At 68.6% G+C, this 19,236-nt stretch carries 17 protein-coding genes and 2 pseudogenes; 11 read left to right on the top strand and 8 right to left on the bottom strand.

Going from position 1 to position 19,236, the window contains the following annotated elements; genetic code table 11:
- Positions 1 to 2: 2 nt before the first annotated feature.
- The 5 genes and pseudogenes from nuoL to I4Q55_RS50995 all read left to right on the top strand — a co-directional run bounded on the left by nuoL (position 3) and on the right by I4Q55_RS50995 (position 5,687).
- On the top strand, positions 3 to 1,904 hold the full coding sequence (gene nuoL / locus I4Q55_RS24865) for an NADH-quinone oxidoreductase subunit L (RefSeq protein ID WP_206790937.1): 1,902 nt from the start codon (positions 3 to 5) through the stop codon (positions 1,902 to 1,904).
- A complete protein-coding gene (locus I4Q55_RS24870; protein WP_206790939.1) occupies positions 1,904 to 3,454 on the top strand; it encodes an NADH-quinone oxidoreductase subunit M in 1,551 nt (516 codons plus the stop codon). The genes nuoL and I4Q55_RS24870 overlap by 1 nt, the downstream gene beginning before the upstream one ends.
- Positions 3,455 to 3,456: 2 nt before the next feature.
- On the top strand, positions 3,457 to 5,028 hold the full coding sequence (gene nuoN, locus I4Q55_RS24875) for an NADH-quinone oxidoreductase subunit NuoN (protein ID WP_206790941.1): 1,572 nt from the start codon (positions 3,457 to 3,459) through the stop codon (positions 5,026 to 5,028).
- 68 nt (positions 5,029 to 5,096) lie between these two features.
- Positions 5,097 to 5,210: pseudogene (locus I4Q55_RS50990) on the top strand (helix-turn-helix domain-containing protein); the annotation flags it as partial.
- 94 nt (positions 5,211 to 5,304) lie between these two features.
- A pseudogene (locus I4Q55_RS50995) lies at positions 5,305 to 5,687 on the top strand (Scr1 family TA system antitoxin-like transcriptional regulator).
- On the opposite strand, the gene I4Q55_RS24885 reads toward I4Q55_RS50995, so the two are convergent.
- Genes I4Q55_RS24885 through I4Q55_RS24900 form a run of 4 tightly spaced genes read right to left on the bottom strand, consistent with a single transcriptional unit; the run spans position 5,595 to position 8,703 of the window.
- Entirely contained in the window at positions 5,595 to 6,350 is a 756-nt protein-coding gene (locus tag I4Q55_RS24885; RefSeq protein ID WP_206790944.1) for an ESX secretion-associated protein EspG, read from the bottom strand. The pseudogene I4Q55_RS50995 and the gene I4Q55_RS24885 sit on opposite strands and share 93 nt — an antisense overlap.
- Before the next feature lie 24 nt (positions 6,351 to 6,374).
- Positions 6,375 to 7,652 carry a hypothetical protein gene (locus I4Q55_RS24890; protein ID WP_206791098.1) on the bottom strand — a complete coding sequence of 426 codons (1,278 nt, stop codon included), beginning with the start codon at positions 7,650 to 7,652 and terminating at the stop codon, positions 6,375 to 6,377.
- Complete coding sequence (locus I4Q55_RS24895) at positions 7,652 to 8,269, bottom strand: DUF3558 domain-containing protein (RefSeq protein ID WP_307793295.1); 618 nt, start codon at positions 8,267 to 8,269, stop codon at positions 7,652 to 7,654. The genes I4Q55_RS24890 and I4Q55_RS24895 overlap by 1 nt, the downstream gene beginning before the upstream one ends.
- An 8-nt stretch (positions 8,270 to 8,277) precedes the next feature.
- Entirely contained in the window at positions 8,278 to 8,703 is a 426-nt protein-coding gene (locus tag I4Q55_RS24900) for a hypothetical protein (RefSeq protein WP_206790948.1), read from the bottom strand.
- A gap of 967 nt (positions 8,704 to 9,670) precedes the next feature.
- On the opposite strand from I4Q55_RS24900, the gene I4Q55_RS24905 reads away from it, so the two are divergent.
- The 4 genes from I4Q55_RS24905 (at position 9,671) to I4Q55_RS24920 (ending at position 13,235) form a co-directional block, all read left to right on the top strand.
- Positions 9,671 to 10,048: a hypothetical protein gene (locus I4Q55_RS24905; protein WP_206790950.1), complete on the top strand. Its 378-nt coding sequence runs from the start codon at positions 9,671 to 9,673 to the stop codon at positions 10,046 to 10,048.
- A 52-nt stretch (positions 10,049 to 10,100) separates the two neighbouring features.
- Complete coding sequence (locus I4Q55_RS24910) at positions 10,101 to 10,523, top strand: hypothetical protein (protein WP_206790951.1); 423 nt, start codon at positions 10,101 to 10,103, stop codon at positions 10,521 to 10,523.
- A gap of 415 nt (positions 10,524 to 10,938) precedes the next feature.
- The gene (locus I4Q55_RS24915) at positions 10,939 to 11,991 is read left to right on the top strand and encodes a polyprenyl synthetase family protein (protein WP_307793298.1); all 1,053 of its coding nucleotides are present in this window, start codon (positions 10,939 to 10,941) and stop codon (positions 11,989 to 11,991) included.
- 23 nt (positions 11,992 to 12,014) lie between these two features.
- The gene (locus I4Q55_RS24920; protein ID WP_206790952.1) at positions 12,015 to 13,235 is read left to right on the top strand and encodes a hypothetical protein; all 1,221 of its coding nucleotides are present in this window, start codon (positions 12,015 to 12,017) and stop codon (positions 13,233 to 13,235) included.
- A 98-nt stretch (positions 13,236 to 13,333) separates the two neighbouring features.
- Here I4Q55_RS24920 and I4Q55_RS24925 read toward each other — a convergent pair whose 3' ends face one another.
- From I4Q55_RS24925 to I4Q55_RS24935, 3 genes are all read right to left on the bottom strand, one after another.
- On the bottom strand, positions 13,334 to 14,398 hold the full coding sequence (locus tag I4Q55_RS24925) for a 2-oxoacid:ferredoxin oxidoreductase subunit beta (RefSeq protein ID WP_206790953.1): 1,065 nt from the start codon (positions 14,396 to 14,398) through the stop codon (positions 13,334 to 13,336).
- Positions 14,395 to 16,320: a 2-oxoacid:acceptor oxidoreductase subunit alpha gene (locus I4Q55_RS24930; protein ID WP_206790954.1), complete on the bottom strand. Its 1,926-nt coding sequence runs from the start codon at positions 16,318 to 16,320 to the stop codon at positions 14,395 to 14,397. Before I4Q55_RS24930 ends, I4Q55_RS24925 begins: the two co-directional genes overlap by 4 nt.
- A 262-nt stretch (positions 16,321 to 16,582) precedes the next feature.
- On the bottom strand, positions 16,583 to 17,347 hold the full coding sequence (locus tag I4Q55_RS24935; protein ID WP_206790955.1) for an enoyl-CoA hydratase: 765 nt from the start codon (positions 17,345 to 17,347) through the stop codon (positions 16,583 to 16,585).
- A 25-nt stretch (positions 17,348 to 17,372) separates the two neighbouring features.
- On the opposite strand from I4Q55_RS24935, the gene I4Q55_RS24940 reads away from it, so the two are divergent.
- Positions 17,373 to 17,738 (top strand): hypothetical protein, encoded by a 366-nt coding sequence (locus tag I4Q55_RS24940; RefSeq protein ID WP_206790956.1) that lies wholly within the window; start codon positions 17,373 to 17,375, stop codon positions 17,736 to 17,738.
- 54 nt (positions 17,739 to 17,792) lie between these two features.
- On the opposite strand, the gene I4Q55_RS24945 is transcribed toward I4Q55_RS24940, so the two are convergent.
- Positions 17,793 to 18,239: an Lrp/AsnC family transcriptional regulator gene (locus tag I4Q55_RS24945; RefSeq protein ID WP_033261465.1), complete on the bottom strand. Its 447-nt coding sequence runs from the start codon at positions 18,237 to 18,239 to the stop codon at positions 17,793 to 17,795.
- A 74-nt stretch (positions 18,240 to 18,313) separates the two neighbouring features.
- Between I4Q55_RS24945 and ddaH the strand changes: the two genes are divergently transcribed.
- A complete protein-coding gene (gene ddaH / locus I4Q55_RS24950) occupies positions 18,314 to 19,150 on the top strand; it encodes a dimethylargininase (RefSeq protein WP_349256870.1) in 837 nt (278 codons plus the stop codon).
- Positions 19,151 to 19,236 lie beyond the last annotated feature (86 nt).

The raw sequence follows: 19,236 nt of genomic DNA on the forward strand, positions 1-19,236 counted from the left end.
GAGTGACCGCATCATCGTGGCTGCTGGTGGCCCTTCCTGCGCTCGGCGCCCTGATCCTCCTGCTGGCAGGGCAGCGCGCCAAGGCGTGGGGGCATCTGCTCGGCTGTGCCACCGTCACCCTGGCATTCATCTACGGCGTCATCCTGTTCTTCACCGCCGACACGTCGTCCACTGTGGACACCAAGCTGTACTCGTGGATCCCGGCCGGCGCGCTGCAGATCGACTTCGGGCTGCGCGTCGACGCGCTGTCGCTGACGTTCGTGCTGCTCATCACCGGCGTCGGCATGCTGATCCACTTCTACTCGATCGGCTACATGGCCGACGACGAGGGCCGGTACCGCTTCTTCGCGTACCTCAACCTCTTCGTCGCGTCGATGCTGGTCCTGGTGCTGGGCAACAGCTTCGTGACGCTCTACATGGGCTGGGAGGGCGTGGGTCTCGCGTCCTACCTGCTCATCGGCTGGTACCAGGGCCGCCCGTCCGCCGCGACCGCGGCGAAGAAGGCGTTCCTGATGAACCGCGTCGGGGACGTCGGGCTCGCGCTGGCCATCTTCATCATGTTCAAGTACGCGGGCTCGACCGGCTACGCGCAGGTGTTCCAGGCGGTGGGCGACGGCAAGTTCTCGCCGGGCGCGATCACCGCGATGGCGATCCTGCTCCTGCTGGGTGCCTGCGGTAAGTCCGGCCAGTTCCCGCTGCAGGCGTGGCTCCCGGACGCGATGGAGGGCCCGACCCCGGTGTCGGCCCTCATCCACGCGGCGACGATGGTGACCGCGGGTGTCTACCTGGTGGCCCGCTCGAAGGACATCTTCAACGCCACCGAGGACGGCCGGCTGATCGTCACCCTGGTCGGCACGGTGACGCTGCTGATCGGGTGCATCATCGGCTGCGCGTACGACGACATCAAGAAGGTCCTCGCGTACTCCACGGTCAGCCAGATCGGCTACATGATGCTGGCGGTCGGCCTCGGGCCGATCGCGTACGCGCTGGGGATCATGCACCTGGTCGCGCACGGCTTCTTCAAGGCCGGGCTGTTCCTCGGGGCCGGGTCGGTCATGCACGCCATGAACGACGAGGTCGACATGCGGAAGTTCGGCGGGCTGCGCAAGCACATGCCGATCACCTTCCTCACCTTCGGCCTCGGCTACCTGGCCCTGATCGGCATCCCGCCGCTGTCGGGCTTCTTCACCAAGGACGCGATCATCGAGGCGGCGTTCGGCCAGGGCGGCTGGCGCGGCTGGGTGATGGGCGGCGCGGCGCTGCTGGGTGCCGGGCTGACCGCGTTCTACATGACGCGCCTGATGATGATGACGTTCTTCGGCAAGGAACGCTGGAAGGACCTCAAGTCCGCGGACGGCCGGGACTTCCACCCGCACGAGTCCAAGTCCGTCATGTGGATCCCGATGGCGATCCTGGCGATCGGCTCGGTCGGCGCCGGCGCGTTCTTCGCACTCGGTCACCGCTTCAGCGACTGGCTGGCCCCGTCGGTCGGCGAGCTGGAGGAGGCGCACCACGCGCCGTTCGACGCCTGGGTGATCTCGGTGGCGGCGGTCGCGCTTTCGGTGCTCGGCGTGGTGATCGCGTACCTGATCTTCCGCCGTGACGTCCCGGTCGAGCAGCCCCAGCGGGTCTCGTTCGTCACCCGGGCGGCGCGCAAGGACCTGTACGGCAACACGCTCAACGAGACGCTGGTCGCCCGCCCGGGCACCTGGCTCTCGCGGGCGCTGGTGTTCGTCGACAACCGCGGCGTCGACGGCGCGGTCAACGGCCTGGCCGCCTCGCTCGGCGGCGGGTCCGGCCGGCTGAGGCGGCTGCAGACCGGGTTCGTCCGGTCGTACGCGCTGTCGATGCTGGGCGGCACGTTCCTGCTTCTGGCGGCTCTCCTGCTGGTGAGGTTCTCCTGATGACCTGGTTGCTCATCCTCATCCTGGTGCCGCTGGCCGGCGCCCTGGTGCTGGCGTTCCTCAAGGGGAACGACCGCGCCGCGGTGCTGACCGCGCTCGGGTTCTCGATCCTCGAGTTCCTGCTGGTGATCCCGTTCTGGCTCAGCTACAACGCGTCCGGGCCCCGGCTCCAGATGACGTCGAGCTTCGACTGGATCCCGAGCTTCGGCGTGCACATCGCGTTCGGCGTCGACGGCATCGCGCTGATCATGATCGCGGTGATCGCGCTGCTGGTCCCGATCGTCGTCGGCGGCCTCGGCACGATGGACAAGCTGCCGCCGGGGCGCAGCGCGGGCGGGTTCCTGTCGCTGATCCTGCTGCAGGAGGCACTGACGATCGGCGTGTTCGCCGCGACCGACGTCTTCCTGTTCTACGTGCTGTTCGAGATCATGCTGATCCCGATGTACTTCCTCATCGGCGGCTACGGCGGCGCGAACCGGCAGTACGCGGCGGTGAAGTTCTTCCTGTACTCGTTCCTCGGCGGCCTGATCATGCTGGCGTCGGCGATCGGGGCGTACTCGCTGGCGGCGGACAAGCTCGGCAAGGGCACGTTCGACTGGGCCACGCTGGTGACGGTGGTGCGCGACGCGCCGCTGTCCACGCAGATCTGGCTGTTCCTCGGGTTCTTCCTGGCGTTCGCGATCAAGGCGCCGCTGGTGCCGTTCCACACCTGGCTGCCGGACGCGGCGGGGGAGGCGCCGATCGGCGTCGCCGTCCTGCTGGTCGGCATCCTGGACAAGGTCGGCACGTTCGGGTTCCTGCGCTACTGCCTGCCGATGTTCCCGGACGCGAGCAAGACCCTGGCACCGCTGGTGCTGGTGCTCTCGGTGATCGGCGTCCTCTATGGATCCATCCTCGCCGCGGGTCAGCGGGACATGAAGCGGTTCATCGCGTACGTCTCCATCGCGCACTTCGGCTTCATCTCGCTGGGCATCTTCGCGTTCAACGAGCAGGCGATGGTCGGCTCGGCGACGTACATGCTCAACCACAGCCTGGCGACCGGCATGCTGATCGTGGTGATCGGCCTGGTGATCGCGCGCGGCGGGTCGTCCCGCATTTCGGACTACGGCGGCATGGCGAAGGTGACGCCGCTGCTGGCCGGGCTGTTCCTGCTCGCTGGTCTGTCCACGCTTTCGCTGCCGGGCACCAACTCGTTCGTTTCGGAGTTCCTGGTGCTCATCGGGTCCTATGTGGACCAGCCGGTGTACACGATCCTCGCCACGGTGGGCATGGTCCTGGCCGCGGCGTACGTCCTGTGGCTCTACCAGCGGGTGTTCCAGGGCCCGGTGCGCGGGGACGCTTTGATCGGCGCCGGCGGCGGCCCGGGTACCGCTCTTGCGCCGGAGCTGGGCGCCAAGAAGGCCATCCGCGACCTCGGTGGTAGGGAGATCGCGATCCTCGCGCCGCTGGTCGTGCTGATCATCTTCCTCGGCTTCTACCCGAAGCCGGTGCTCGACACAGTCACCCCGACGGTGCAGCAGACGCTGTCCGCGGTCCAGGGAGGCAAGTAAAAGTGCTCGACATCCTCCTGACCCAGGCACCGGAGCCGCCGGTGCAGGTGCCGTCGATCGACTATCCGGCGGTGCTGCCGGTGCTGATCGTCTTCGGCGCGGCGTGCGTCAGCGTGCTGGTCGAGGCGTTCGCCGCCAAGCGTTCGCGGTTCGGCATCCAGGTGGGCCTGAGCCTGACGTCGATCGTCGCGGCCGGGGTCAGCCTGATCGTCTACGCGACGGGCAGCGCCCCGGCGGGCGGCGTCAAGACGTTCAGCGGCGCGATCTCGATTGACCGGCCGGCGCTGTTCCTCTGGGGCACGCTACTGGCCCTGGCGGTCGGCGCGGTGCTGCTGATTTCGGACCGCGTGGTCGAGCCGGGCGGCGCCCTGGTCGCCCAGGCGGGCATCCGCCCGGGCACGGTCCAGGACCGCGCCCAGACGGCGACGGTCATGCAGACCGAGGTGTTCCCGCTGACGCTGTTCGCACTCGGCGGCATGATGGCGTTCACCGCGGCGAACGACCTGCTGACGATGTTCATCGCGCTGGAAGTGCTGTCCCTGCCGCTGTACCTGATGTGCGGCCTGGCCCGCCGGCGGCGGTTGCTGTCCCAGGAAGCGGCGGTCAAGTACTTCCTGCTCGGGGCGTTCTCCTCGGCGTTCTTCCTGTATGGATTGGCGCTGCTGTACGGCTACGCGAATTCGGTGAAGCTGGGCGACATCGCGGCCGCGGCGGCGGGCACGGACCGCTCGGACACGCTGCTGTTCGCGGGACTCGGCTTGCTGGTGGTCGGCCTCCTGTTCAAGGGCTCGGTGGGCCCGTTCCACACGTGGACCCCGGACGTGTACCAGGGCGCGCCAACCCCGGTGACGGCGTTCATGGCGGCGTGCACGAAGGTCGCGGCGTTCGGCGCGATCCTGCGGGTGCTGTCGGTGGCGTTCTCGTCGACGTCGTGGGAGTGGCGCGGGGTTCTCTGGGGAGTGGCGATCATTTCGATGGTGATCGGCGCGGTGCTGGGCCTGACGCAGACGGACGTCAAGCGCATGGTGGCGTACTCGTCGATCGCCCACGCGGGGTTCCTGCTGGTGGGCGCGATCGCGATGACGCGCGACGGGCTGTCGAGCACGCTGTTTTATTTGTTGGCGTACGGCTTCACGACGCTGGCGGCGTTCGGCGTGATCAGCCTGGTGCGGGATTCCTCGGGCGAGGCAACGCACCTCTCGGCGTGGGCGGGGCTGGCGAAGCGGTCGCCGTTGCTGGCGGGCGTCTTCACGTTCCTGTTGCTGGCACTGGCGGGCATCCCGTTGACGTCGGGCTTCGTGGGCAAGTTCGTGGTGTTCTCGGCGGCGCTGTCGGACGGAATGGCCCCACTGGTGGTGGTTGCACTGGTGTTCAGCGCGGTGGCGGCGTTCTTCTACCTGCGGGTGATCGTCCTGATGTACTTCTCCGAGCCGGCCCCGGACGGCCCATCGGTATCGGTCCCGGGCTTCGGCACCGGAACGGCGATCTTCCTGGGCACGGCGGTGACGCTGGTGCTGGGCCTGGTCCCGGCCTTCGCCCTCGGCTGGGCCGGTTCGGGCGGGTTCGCTTTCTGAGGTCTTGTGGTCAGTGAAGGCCGCCTTGAGGAACTCCTTGTTTCTCAAGGCGGCCTTCTCCTTCGGGTGTGCCAGGCTTGATGGGCTGGTCCGAGTCGACCCTGAGCCGAATCGAAACCGGCCAGCGAAACATTTCGAGCGAAGAAGCCGCCGCATTGCTCGCCATCTACCAGGTAACCGGTGCCCGGCGGGACAACTGCTCGAGATGTCGCGTGAGGTCGATCGCCCGGTCTCGACGAGGCGGCGCTCCACCGCGTGATAGGCGACCCGAAGATCATGGCGGACCAGCTGAGGCATTTGGCCGTGATGACCGCACGCGCACTGGTCGAGGTCCGCGTCATCCCGTGGGTGTGGGTGGACATGCCGCGCTGAACGGCGCCTCCGAGCTGCTCGACTTCGCTGGCGCGCGTCCGTTGGTGTATCTCGAACAGCTCGGTTCCGGTCTGTTCCTCGACCAAGGCGCCGATGTGGCTCCCTACGTCCGCACTGTCGCCACGTTGGACTCGGTCGCGCTCGCCCCCGCGAAGTTGTTGCAGCTGATCGAGCACCTCGCCGAGCAATACGAGTCAGTGGTCGAGGCCGGTCCGCAGCGCGGCGACCTTCTGCGCCATCAGTCCCGGCTCGCCGGGCAGCACGGTGATGTACCGGTTGCCCGGTGAGCCGGTGAGCGTCGTGGCGACGCGCCCGGAGTCGACGTCGAGGTAGCTCATCGAATCCCGGGTCATCGTCCGCGACCCGCCCGGACTGCGCTTGGCGGCGTAGAACTCGCCGACGCCGTAGTAGGGCTGACCGAAGATCTCGTCGAGTTGCCGGGCGCCGCGGCTACGCGCCGGACCGCTGTCGTAAATGTCGTCGGCTTCTTCTTCGCGCCGGAATTCCTCCTGTGGAAAGGAGAACGGCGTGAAGCGCGCCGGAGCGTACGGCGGCAGACTGGCGATCAGTGCGTCCACCGGGTCGTTGTCCGGCGAAAGGGTCTTCAACCACACGCGGCCGCCCTGACACAGCGCGGTGACGGCAAACCGTCCTTGGACGGCGACGAGCATCCCCAGCTGTTCCTGCCTGTCGCGCGCGTAAGCGAAGTACTCGGTCGCCGGACGGTCGAGCAGGTGCAGGACTTCCTCGAATTCAGGGGTGAACCCGTCGCCCTGGGTGAACCCGTACTGGCTCAATTCCTCAAATGCTTCACGATTCACCTGCTTCACCGAGGACGGTGGAATGTACCGCAGGCCACCGGCAAAAATCTGGTGCGGCTCACCGCACCCTGCCCGCCGCATTGCGGTCAGCAACGTGTTCAGCGAAAGTTCGACATGTTTGTGCACCACGTGTTCCTCCCCTTTGGTGTGGTGCTAGCGCTGCGCGCGCTTCTCGCCGATCACGGGTGGCATCGGCTTTTCGATATCGCCGCCGAAAGTGGCGTCCGGGTCGGGATTGCGGAGGTAGGCCGCGGCCTTTTTCTCCGTGTCCTCCTCCTTCTTGCCTTGTCCGGCACCGAGAGCGCCCATGGGTATCCCGCCGGCACCTCGTCCACCCGCGACACCAGGAGCGCCAGGACGTCCACCGGCGACGCTCGCGCCGGGCAGGCCACGCCCGGAGCCGGAGCCGGGTCCCAGCCCGCGCGCACCCGGTTCGTTCACGGCCCCGCTGCCCGTGCCGCGGTAGCCGCCGGTACCCGAGCCGGGACCGTAGCCGGTCCCGGAGCCGTAGCCGGTCCCGGGACCGAACTCGCCGCTACCGTACGGACCGAGCGAGTTGATCGGTTGCCCGGTCGGTCCGAACTGGTATCCCGTACTCGCGGCGGGTGGAATAACGGGCTTGGGGACGTAGCTGTTCGCGTGAGTACCGTCCGACGGAATCCCCGGCGGACGGCCGCTGATCTGGTTCTGCTCAGTCGTGCCTTGCCCCGCCTGGTTCTGCCCGGTCTGACTTTGTCCCGTCTGGTTCTGCGCGGTTCGGTCTTGCCCGGTCTGCGTGCCGGGCCGGTACTGAGACCGCTCCGGGATACCGGGCTGCCGGGTCTGCCGCTGGTCCTGTGTGCTCTGCCCGGTGTCGGTGCCGGTCGGCTTGTCCGTGGGCGGTGGCGTCCCGGTGTCCATCGTGATCGAGGCGCCGGAGTCGGACAGCTGTGCGTACTGGGCGGGCATCTGCGTGCCGTTGGTGGTACTGGCGGAGTGGTACACGCGAAAGGCATCGATGTTGGCCTGGCTGTCAGCCTGCCATCCGGCAACCTTGGTCTGGTACGACTTGCCATCACCGGCGAGCGTGTTGTAGAGATCATTGGCGGTGATGTCAGGAGGCCGAGCCGCGACGGGCTTTACGGAGTTCTTGGCCGTGCCGAAAGCACCGATCTGCGCTTCGACGGCGGTCTGCGCGTTCTTGAGATGAATGGCATCGTCCATCGCGGCTTGGATGAGCGGTGCTGTCGAGTCCGCGGCGGCACTGCCGGCGCCGCCTTGCCAGCCGCTCATGGTTTTGGCCCGGAGGGCAGCGATCCGCTCGGCCCGCTCGATCATCCGCTGGGTGAGGTTGTTGGAGCTGTCCTGCGCGTCGGCCAGTGACTGGGTTCCTTCGCCGCCGGTGATTTGCTCGTAGATCTGCGCGGCAGTTAGGGGACCTTCGGTTACCATCACTTACCCGCCTTGAGGTTGCCCAGCACCTTGGTCGCGACATCATGCGCGGCTGCGCAAGGATCCTTGTGCCCGATGTTCTCTTCGGACTGGGCGATCGAGACATCGATGATGTCATGATCGCTGGTTGCAAGCGCTATCGCGCAACGTCCCCGAGTGTTCCGTTCGTCGGTCATGCCGTAGGCGACCATGGGATGGCCGCTGACTGCTTCCATGGGCATGAAGAATTGAAAGGTCGTATCTTTCTTCGCATATATGGCGGTCAGGCCGATCTTGTCAACGTTGTTGTAGATAACGGATACACCGGCCTGTGACACGTTTGGCACATCCCAGCTGCAGCTCGGTCCACCCTGGCCGTTGAGGTCGGGTTTGGCGGTTACGCTCGTACCGAGGAGGCCTACGATTTGATCGGCTGTGAGTGAGTCGCAGGGTGCCTGCTTGAAATGTGTCGTGTCGAGGGAATCACCCACCTTTGGCACCCCTGGGCCAGGCACCCCGTCACCTCCGTTGGATGGTGAAGTCTGCGATGTGGTGCCGCCGGACGGCATGGGGTTGCCTTGGTTCGTGGGCGTACACGCGGCGAGTGCCAGCAGTGATGCGCTGATCACGACAGTCACGCGGCGCATCAGAGGCTGCCTCCGGTCTGCTTGATCTCGGTGCTGTGGTTGTCTTCGGCCTTGGCGTATTTGCCGAGTGCGGCTTCGAATTTGGTTGCCATGGCCCGGCAGTAATCCTCGCGGGCGACGAGCGTCTCATAGAGTGCGCGGCCAGATCCTTGTATCTGGTTCGCGTTGCCCCCGCTGGCGTATTCCAGGCCGGGCCCGCTGGTTGTTGCAATCGTCCTGGCTCGGCTCTGGTCGAGTTTGAACTCGTTCGCCATGTCGTTCCAGTCCTTGGCCAGCTGCTCCAGCGTCGCCCGGTCGTACTTGAAGCCCGCACCGCTCGCACCGGTGCCCGACGGGGCGCCGTAGGTGCCGGCGTGCGGGGTGATGGGCGTCAGTGGCGCCCGGCGCGTGTTCGGGTCGTAGACCGGTGGCTGGCCGTCAGGCATCGTCTTGCGTCCCTGTCGTCTCGTCGCGACCGGGTGTGACAGAGCTGAAGCGCCCCGAAGTCGTCGTCGTCACTGGTGCTCTCCCCTTGGCTGCAGGGCGCTCCTACCCCGGCACCCTGCGTAGTTCGACGCGTCGGAGATTACCAGGGTTCCAGCCTGTCGGTTCCCCCCTGCAAGAAGATGCGTTCCGCCCGGAATGACAGCTGGATACGGAGTGACAATACGTGATAATCACTTCGGTTGAAGATCCTCCGATAAGGAGAAGTCTGCTGGTCAAGCGCAGAATCCGTAGGCACACTCTGCGTAATGCGGCACTGTTCGGCAACTCACCGTCGTCCTCTTCGTGTGTCTTCTGGTCTCGTCCGGCTGTACCGGCGAGACCTCGGAGACGACGTGTCACGCACCGCTGTCGCTTCCTTGGCATCCGAAACAACCCCGTCCGGCGAATCGGGACGAGAACGCCGTCTACGCTGCGCTCGCTGATCGACCTCGGCGTCTACGGCCGCCGGGAAGGCGCCCGGTGCTGCGCCGGCCACTCGGCAAGCGAGGGGCTTCGATGGCCGGCGCCAGTGTGACCTCGTGCGCGATGTTCTCCCGTTGATCACCGTTCGTGACGAGCCGCCGGAGAGTGCTCCGCTGCGACCAGACAGAACGCCACATGAAAGGCCGGACCGTCGGTTGCAGTGTGCTGATCCGGTCAGTTTCGTCCGGGCAGTGCGGTTCGAGATCGCCTACGGTGAGCGGCAAGACAACGCCCATTGTGAAATCGTGCGTGACTTTGCCGATGCCGGTGCCAACCCCTGCCGAAGGAGCTTGTTTACCCGTCTGGCGGTCAGGACTCCGGCCGCGTCGGGGCCTGCGCGAACATGGTCGTCAACACCGACGGCACCGACTGCGATCCTGCCGTCGACCTCGACGTGCCGAACGGCGGTGTGGACGTGGTGCTGAACGCCGCGCCTTCGAGCCGGTGGTGACGCCGGGTGCCTGCTGGTTCGTCGAACCGCAGCATCGTCTGCAGATCGAGGTGGGGGCGACGGGGCTGGGAGACCACCCGGGGATCTTCGGCTCGGATCCGAACCTCGGGAAGGATCGGCAGGTCGTCCCCTCGGACAGAAGCCGGCGGTGGTTTCGCAATCTGACCGGAAACGAGGTCGCCGAGCGGGAGCGCGGCATCGACGCGGACGTCCAGCCGGCTTTGCCGATGGATGTCACGCTGAAGGCAAAGGCTGTCATCGCGTCAGTGCTGGAGCACGATTTCGGACCAGATCGCTGGCTCGAGGCCGCGCAAGCTGGCGAAGGCGCCGCGGCCACCCTCTCGGCTCGTCCCATGCCGCGGCCCTCGTGACGGCTATGGGGTCGGGGTGCAGCTCGTCCGGCCCAGCGAAACCGCTCCGCTGATGCCCGACGCCGGCAGGAACTCGATACGCAGCATCGTCAAGCCGATGCTTCCGTCGCCCGGCAGGCTCTGGATGTTGAACACCGCGTTCGCCAGCGCCGTTCCGTCCGCTTTCCGGATCGGCGACACGTACCCGACCGGGACCGGGTTCGGCGGGTTCGTGATCCCCGACATTCCGCCGTACGACCAGTTCGCGCTCGTCTGGCTCTGCGTCCCCGAGCACGTCACCGTGAAACTCGCCAGCTTCACCCGCGGCCCACCCGCACTCACCAGTGCCGACAGCTCGAAGTTCTTCCCCGTCGCCGTCGAGGAGGTCGACGTCGGGTTCGGTGAAGTGCACGATGACGTTCCGCCGCCGAATGTCACTCCCGGTTTTGCGACCACCTGGGCCGTTGCGCTCGTCGGGCCGTTGATCGAACAGTGACCCTGGGCCGGCACCTCGACCGTCGAACCCGCCTTCGTGAACGACGCCGAGCCGATGTCAGCCGAAGCCGTCGTAGCCGCCGAAGCAGGCGCAGCAGCTGAAGCGGCCAGGCCCGCAACCACCAGAGCTGTGACGATCGTGCTGCGCATCTGTCTCCTCCTCGACGAGCGGCGAGCGGCGAGCGGCCGGGGCCGGCCGCTCTTCCACGCTTGAATATCCGCCCGCCGGAGACGTCCGTTGCGCCCGGAAACTCCGATCACCCTTTCGGGGATCGTGAACCACCCGGTGGGTGACCGCGGCCGGTGTCATGTTCGTCACCGTTTCCGCAGGACAGCGGGTAAACGACCGCGCGGTGTAGCCACTACGCTCAAGGGGCAACCGACCGGTGCACGAGTAGAGCGGAGCCGACGTGTCTGTGCCTTCCCCAGCCCCCGGGGCGGGATCCCTCCCCGCTGCGCCGGGCGGCGCCCTCGACGACCTGCGGGCGTCGGTCGGGCTGCAGATCGCCGACGAAACCCTCCTTCGATCCATCGCCGGCGGGCTGGCCGAGGTCGAGAAGCTGCTGCGCGAGGTCGTCCGCAGTGACGTCCAGGCCGTCAACGACGCCGCGTTGCACCTGGTCGAAGCCGGTGGCAAACGCTTCCGTCCGCTGTTCACCCTGCTCTCCGCGCAGTTCGGGCCGAAGCAGGACGACCACGTCGTCATCGCCGCCGCCGCGGTCGAGCTGGTGCACCTCGCCACGCTCTACCACGACGATGTCATGGACGAGGCCGACATGCGGCGCGGCGCCGAGAGCGTCAACGCGCGCTGGGACAACACCATCGCCATCCTCACCGGCGACTTCCTCTTCGCGCACGCGTCGCGCCTGGTCGCCGACCTCGGCACGGACGCCGCGCGGATCATCGCCGAGACCTTCGGCGAGCTGGTCACCGGCCAGATGCGGGAGACCGTCGGCCCCGGCCCTGGTGACGACGCCGTCGCGCACTACCTCACCGTCATCGCCCAGAAGACCGGCTCGCTGATCGCCACCTCCGGCCGGTTCGGCGGCATGATGTCCGGCGCCGCCGAGGAGCACATCCAGGCGCTGCGCCGGTTCGGCGACATCATCGGCACCGCGTTCCAGATCTCCGACGACATCATCGACATCGCCTCGCCGTCCGACGAGCTCGGCAAGGCGCAGGGCACCGACCTGCGCGAAGGCGTCCGGACGCTGCCCATGCTGTACGCGCTGGCCGACCCGGAGACCGACCCGCGGCTCGTCGAGCTGCTGTCCGGTCCGATCGCCGACGACGCCCTCGTGCAGGAGGCGCTGGACCTCCTCCGGGTGAGTAGCGGACTCGATCGAGCACGCGCCACCCTTTCCGACTACGCTCAGCGCGCGCGAGCCGAGCTCGCCGCGCTGCCCGCGTCACCCGCTCGGGACGCGTGCGAGTCGGTCGCCGACTACCTGGTCGCGCGCACGCGCTAAGCACTTAACAGGGGCAGGAAAAGATGTCCATATTCGGACAGGTCTGGCTGTGGAGCCTCGCCGCGTTCTTCGTCGGGGTCATCCTCACCTGGCTGGTGCTCGTGCTGCCGCTCCGCAAGAGCGTCCGCCGGCTGGAGAGCTCGCTGGCGCAGGCCCACGCCGACGCCGCGCGCACCCCCGCGAACGCCGGGTCGGTGCGCGGCACCAGCGGCACCGAGGCGTTCCGCCGGTCCGAGCCCGAGCCGTCGCGCCAGGAGACGTCCTACCCCGGCACGCTGGTCGCCGCGCCGCCGATCCACCGCGACGACGTCCACGACGACATCGACGAGGACTTCGCCGAGCTCGACGCCCAGGTGCCGCTGCGGATGCCGCCGCCGGAGACCGAGCCCGTCCACGTGCCGGAGCCGGAATCCGCGGAGGACGACCCGTACCGGAGCGCGGCCGCCCAGTTCCTGACGCCGGAGGACGAGCCGGAGCGCGCCACCCCGACCCAGTACCTCACCCCGGTCGGGGATTCGTTCGACGACGCCGAGCCGGAGTCGCCCGCCCTGTCGCGGCTCGAGCAGAAGCTCGACTCCGACGCCGCGGGCTCGCTGTTCACGCCACCATCCGGCGAGGCCGCGCCGGCGCCGGACTGGTTCGACCGCGAGGCGCCGGCCGAGCAGCGGTCGGCGTTCGAAGAGCCGGTGGAGCGCACGCGGTACCTCGGCTCGGTGAGCAAGGACGAGCCCGAAGAGGCCGAGCCGCCGCAGTACGCGTTCGGCGGCGACATCGCCGAAACCGAGCTGGACGTGCCTCCGGAGACCCCCGCCGAAGCCACGCAGGTGCTGCCGAAGCGGCAGCCGCGGGAGGCGGTGCGCGGCGGGTTCGACGCGCCCCAGCCGATCCAGCCGTCGATGCGCACGGTCGAGCGCCGCGAGCCCGACCTGTCCGGCGCGCACAGCGGCTCGCTGTTCGAGCCGTCGGTCCAGCCGAACCAGGCGGCCGCCGGTGTCGTGGCGCCGGAACCACCGCCGGCCCGCCAGTCGGCGGGCGACTCGGTCCCGCCGGGTCCGTTCGGCCCCGGTTCGGCGATGCCGCGCCCGGGTGGCGGGGCGCCCAGCGACAGCTTCGCCGTGAAGGCCAGCGTCACGGCGCTGCGGTACTGCACCGAGGAGTCGGCGCAGTTCCCGAAGATGGTGGCCGAGGTCTGGTTCCGGACGGCGGAAGACGCCGAGCGCGTCGGGTTCCGGCCGCTCAGCTGACGTTCGGACGCGCGACCTGAAGTTCCGGACGGCTGTCCGGCCCTGAATGCTTCGAAGGCCGCCATGCACCGGCATGGCGGCCTTCGGGAAGCAGCGGGTTACGCGACCGTCCAGGTGTCCTTGCCGCGCAGCAGGCCCTGCAGGTCCGGCTTGCGCGCCGCGCGGGCCTCCTCGACCTGGGCGCGGGCGCCGTCGTCGTACGTCGGGCGCTCGACCTGGCGGAGGATGCCCGTCGGGACGTGGTTGAGGTTCTGGTCGCCCAGGCGCGACAGCGCGAACGCGTACGACGTGTCCGCGATCGACGGGTCGTGCACCACGACGTTGTCTTCGCCGATGTCGGCGACCTTGGCGACGTCCAGCCCGCCCCAGTCGCCGCGCTTGACGCCGAACTCCTGGTTCGGGCCGAAGCGGATCGGCTCGCCCGCCCGCAGCGGGATCAGGCGCGTCGCGGCCTCGTCGGCGTCCTTGAGGACGTCGAACGCGCCGTCGTTGAAGATCGGGCAGTTCTGGTAGATCTCGACCAGCGCCGAGCCGCGGTGCTGCGCCGCCGCCTGCAGGACCTCGGTCAGGCCCTTGCGATCGGAGTCCAGCGCCCGGCCCACGAACGACGCCTCCGCGCCGATCGCCAGCGACAGCGGGTTGAACGGCGTGTCCACCGACCCCATCGGCGTCGACTTCGTGACCATGCCCTGCCCGGACGTCGGGGAGTACTGGCCCTTGGTCAGCCCGTAGATCCGGTTGTTGAACAGCAGGATCTTGATGTTCACGTTGCGGCGCAGCGCGTGGATCAGGTGGTTGCCGCCGATGGACAGCGCGTCGCCGTCACCGGTGACGACCCACACCGACAGGTCCGGCCGCGTGGTGGCCAGCCCGGTCGCGATCGACGGCGCGCGGCCGTGGATCGAGTGCATGCCGTAGGTGTTCAGGTAGTACGGGAAGCGCGACGAGCAGCCGATGCCCGAGATGAACACGATGTTCTCGCGCTTGAGGCCCAGCGTCGGGAGGAACGACTGGACGGCGTTGAGGACGACGTAGTCGCCGCAGCCCGGGCACCAGCGGACTTCCTGGTCGGACTTGTAGTCCTTGGCCTTCTGCGGCTCGTCGGTGGTGGGCACGAGGTCCAGGCCGCCGAGGTTGGGTATCCCCAGATCGATCGCGGTCATTTCGCCGCCTCCGTCGTGACGCTGGTGATGATCTCCGAGAACAGGTTCTGCAGCTCTTCGGCCTTGAACGCCATCCCGGCGACCTTGGTGTGCGAGTGGACGTCGACCAGGTACTTCGCCCGCAGCAGCAGCGACAGCTGGCCGAGGTTCATCTCCGGCACCACGACCTTGTCGTAGCTGCGCAGGATGTCGCCGAGGTTGGCCGGCAGCGGGTTGAGGTGCCGCAGGTGCGCCTGCGCGATCGGCAGGCCCAGCTTGCGCACGCGACGGCAGGCCGCGCCGATCGGGCCGAACGACGAGCCCCAGCCCAGTGCCAGGACGCGCGCCTTGCCGCCGGAGGGATCGTCGACGACGAGGTCGGGGACGTCGATGCCGTCGATCTTCGCCTGCCGCAGCCGGACCATCTTGTCGTGGTTGTCCGGGTCGTAGGAGATGTGGCCGGTCTTGTCGGCCTTCTCCAGCCCGCCGATGCGGTGCTGCAGGCCGGGCGTGCCCGGCACCGCCCAGGCGCGGGCGAGCGTCTCGGGATCGCGGACGTAGGGCCAGAACTCGCCGGAGTCGTTGTCCGCGTTGGGTTCGGTGGCGAACTCGACCCGCAGGTCGGGCAGCTCGTCGACGTCCGGGATCAGCCACGGCTCGGAGCCGTTCGCGATCGCGCCGTCGGAAAGCAGCAGCACCGGCGTGCGGTACTTCAGCGCGATCCGGGTCGCCTCGACGGCCGCGTCGAAGCAGTCGGCCGGCGACAGCGGCGCGACGATCGGGACCGGCGATTCGCCGTTGCGGCCGAACATCGCCTGCAGCAGGTCGGCCTGCTCGGTCTTGGTCGGCAGGCCGGTGGACGGGCCGCCGCGCTGGACGTCGATGACGACCAGCGGCAGCTCCACCATCACGCCGAGGCCGACGGCTTCGGACTTCAGCGCGACACCCGGCCCGGACGTCGAGGTGACGCCGAGCGCGCCGCCGTAGGACGCGCCGAGCGCGGCGCCGATGCCGGCGATCTCGTCTTCGGCCTGGAAGGTGATGATGCCGAAGTGCTTGTGCTTGGACAGCTCGTGGAGGATGTCCGACGCCGGGGTGATCGGGTACGTGCCGAGCAGGATCTGGAGGCCGGAGCGCTGCCCGGCGGCCACGAGCCCGTAGGCCAGTGCGGTGTTGCCGGTGATCTGCCGGTAGGTGCCCTGCTTCAGCTTCGCCGGCGCGACCTGGAACGTCGTCGCGAACGACTCGGTGGTCTCGCCGTAGTTCCAGCCCGCGCGGAAGGCGAGGATGTTGGCCTCGGCGATGTCGGGCTTCTTCGCGAACTTCTCGCGCAGGAACCGCTCGGTGCCCTCGGTCGGCCGGTGGTACATCCACGACAGCAGGCCGAGCGCGAACATGTTCTTGCAGCGCTCGGCGTCCTTCTTGCCGAGGCCGGTGTCGGCGAGCGCGCCCTGGGTCAGCGTCGACATGGCGACCCGGTGCACCTGGTACGGCGCGAGCGTGTCGTCGTCCAGCGGGTCCGTCGCGTAGCCGACCTTGGTCAGGTTGCGCTTGATGAACTCGTCGGTGTTGAGGATGATCGTGCCGCCGTGCGGGACGTCGCCGAGGTTCGCCTTCAGCGCGGCCGGGTTCATCGCCACCAGCACGTCCGGCCGGTCGCCGGGGGTGAGGATGTCGTAGTCGGCGAAGTGCACCTGGAAGCTCGAGACGCCGGGGATGGTGCCCTGTGGCGCGCGGATCTCGGCGGGGAAGTTCGGCATCGTCGACAGGTCGTTGCCGAACGCGGCGGCTTCGGACGTGAAGCGGTCGCCGGTCAGCTGCATGCCGTCACCGGAGTCGCCCGCGAACCGGATGACCACCCGGTCCAGCTTGCTGACCTCGGTCGGCCTGGTTGCGGCGAGCGAGCCGTGGCCAGCGCCGTTGCCGTTCGCACTCGTGCTCATGGGTCAGGGATTCCCTCTCTCCCGACGGTACGGCTTCCGTTCGCCTGCCGGTGCCGCGGCTGCGTCCACCAGGTCTACTCTCGAGGTTAGCTCGCCCTCAACACCGATGTTGGTAGTGTCCCGCGTGCTGGGCGACCTCATCGGTGCGGGTTCCCTGTCTTTCCTCGCAGCTCCAGCGGATACCTGTAACCGATGGTAAAGGGTAACCACTGTGGGACGTTGTGACGCGCGTCTCCCGCAAGGATAGGGGCCCCTGCTCGAGTCACGGCTGAGCGTGGATCCGGGCCCGCATCAGGGAAAGCCGTTCGGCGAACTCCGGTGACGCCAGCGAAGCCAGCTGCGGCTCGATCTCGACGTCGACGGCGTCGCCGTGCCGCGCCAGGACCGCGGTGGCGCGCAGGCTGCGCTTGGTGGCGATCAGGACTTCGCGCGGAGCCGCGACGGCGGCGTGAGCGAGGTCACGCGCGGCCGTCAGCAGTTCGTCGTGGCCGCCGTCGACCACGCGCAGCGCCAGCCCCGCCCGCACCGCCGCTTCGGCGTCCAAGGGCTGCCCGAACAACGTCATCGCGGCGGCCTGCTGCGGGCCCACGAGCCGCTGCGTCATCCAGGTCATCCCACCGCCGGGATGCAGCCCGAGCTCGAGGAACCGGGCGACGAACTTCGCGCGCGGCCCGGCCAGCCGGACATCGGCGGCGAGGGCGAGGTTCAGCCCGGCCCCGACGGCCGCCCCGCCGACGGCCGCGATCGTCGGCAGCGTGCACCGCGCGACGGCCAGGAAGCCTTCGTAGATGGCGCGCAGGCCGGCTTCGCCGGCTTCGGCCAGGGCGGCGAGATCGGCCCCGGCGCAGAAGGCGGGCGGCGTCCCGGTGACGACGACGGCGTGCACGGAGGCGTCCCGTTCGGCGGCCTCGACGGCGGCGGCGAGCTGCGCGGAGAGGTCGAGGGTCAGCGCGTTCCGGCTGCCGGGAGCGTCGACGGTGACGAGGGCGACGCCGCCGGAGTGCTCGCTGACGATGCTGTCGGTCATCGGCTCAGGGTATTGGTGGTGTGTGGTGGAACTGCTGGTGGTGCTGGTCGGCAACCTGCTGACGATGATCGACATGTCGGAGCTGTTCGGCGGACGGCGCCGTCGGTCCCGCGCGGCGGCCTTCGCGCGTGGCGAGCGGGTGGAGTTCCCGTGTGTGCTGCGCTCCGAAGAGGTGACCGACGGCCGCGAACGGCGTGGCTGGATCGCGGTGGGCGAGGGGCCGGCGACGTGGCGGACCCCGGGCGCGGAGCCGGTGCCGTTCGACCCGGGCGAGCTGACGATGCAGGCGGTGGACCGGCAGGCGGTGACGTTCCAGTCGGCGGGCGGCCGGACGGAGCTGCGGCTGCACCCGGACGAGGCGCCGGCGGTCCTGCGCGCCCTGGGCGGCTGAGCGGCCGAAACTGTCGGACCCCGCCGGTAAGCTGGAAACCGGGGGCCGGAGGCCTCACTGCTCCGGTGTGGGCGGCCGCTCGAGCAGCCGCGACAGCACCACGGTCGACACGGTCCGGTCCACGATTTCCAGCCCCCGCAGCCGCTCCAGCGCCGTCTCCAGGTGGTGGATGTCCGCCGCCCGCAGGTGGACGATCGCGTCCGCCGCGCCGGACACCGTGTACGCCGCCACCACCTCCGGGAGGGGCTCCAGCCGCGCGCGGATGCGGGCCGGCGTGATGTTGCCCTGGCACGTGACCTCGACGAACGCCTCCGTTCCCCAGCCCAGCGCCTCCGGGTCGACCACCGCCGTGAAGCCCCGCAGGATGCCCGTCTCCAGCAGGCGGTCGACCCTCCTCTTGACCGCCGGGGCCGACAGGCCGACCACCTTGCCGATCTCCGCGTAGCTTGATCGCGCGTTTGCCACGAGACACGAAACGATTCGCTGGTCGATGGTGTTCACACGCAACACTTAGCACAGATATGCGCAGCGAACAGCGATTGATTGCGATATTAGGCACGCCTTACCCTGCACTCATGCAGGCGATGCGCGTACCGACCACTCGTCGATACCTCATGTGCCCGCCGCGCTTCTTCGCGGTGGACTACGTGATCAACCCCTGGATGGACCCGACCCAGCCGGTCAGCGCCGACGTCGCCGTCGCGCAGTGGACCGAACTGCGCGACACCTACCGCCGGCTCGGCCACACCGTCGAGGAGATCGACCCGCAGCCCGGCCTGCCCGACATGGTCTTCGCCGCCAACTCCGGCACCGTCGTCGACGGCCGCGTGCTCGGCTCGCGGTTCCGCGCCCCGCAGCGCGCCGCGGAGGCCGAGCACTTCCGGCGCTGGTTCGTCGAGCACGGCTACCGCGACATCACCATGCCGGAGAAGATCAACGAGGCCGAGGGCGACTTCGCCTGGACCGGCTCCCTGCTGCTCGCCGGCACCGGCTTCCGGACCGACCCGGCCGCGCACGCCGAAGCCCAGGAGGTCCTCGGCGTCCCTGTCGTCTCGCTGCAGCTGGTCGACCCGCGCTACTACCACCTCGACACCGCCCTGTTCGTGCTCGCCGAGGCGACGGACACGACGCGCGCGCAGATCGTCTACTACCCGGACGCCTTCTCGGCCGGCTCGCGCCGCGTGCTCGAGCGGGTGTTCCCGGACGCCGTGCTCGCCACGAAGGAAGACGCGGAGTGCTTCGGCCTCAACGGCGTGTCCGACGGCCGCAACGTCGTCCTCCCGGTGGAGGCCACCCGTCTGGGTGAAATTCTGCTCGCACGGGGGTACGAACCGGTCTACGTCGACATCTCCGAGCTGCGGAAAGCCGGCGGCGGCCCGAAGTGCTGCACGCTGGAGATCCGCAAGGGCTGATCGGCACCCGAAAACGTGTAACTCACCCGTTTGCCACGGCGATTAATCGAAGTAACAAATCGACTACTCGCAGTGGCAGGCGGTGG

The sequence above is a fragment of the Amycolatopsis sp. MtRt-6 genome (assembly GCF_017308975.1).
In the GTDB taxonomy this organism is placed as follows: domain Bacteria; phylum Actinomycetota; class Actinomycetes; order Mycobacteriales; family Pseudonocardiaceae; genus Amycolatopsis.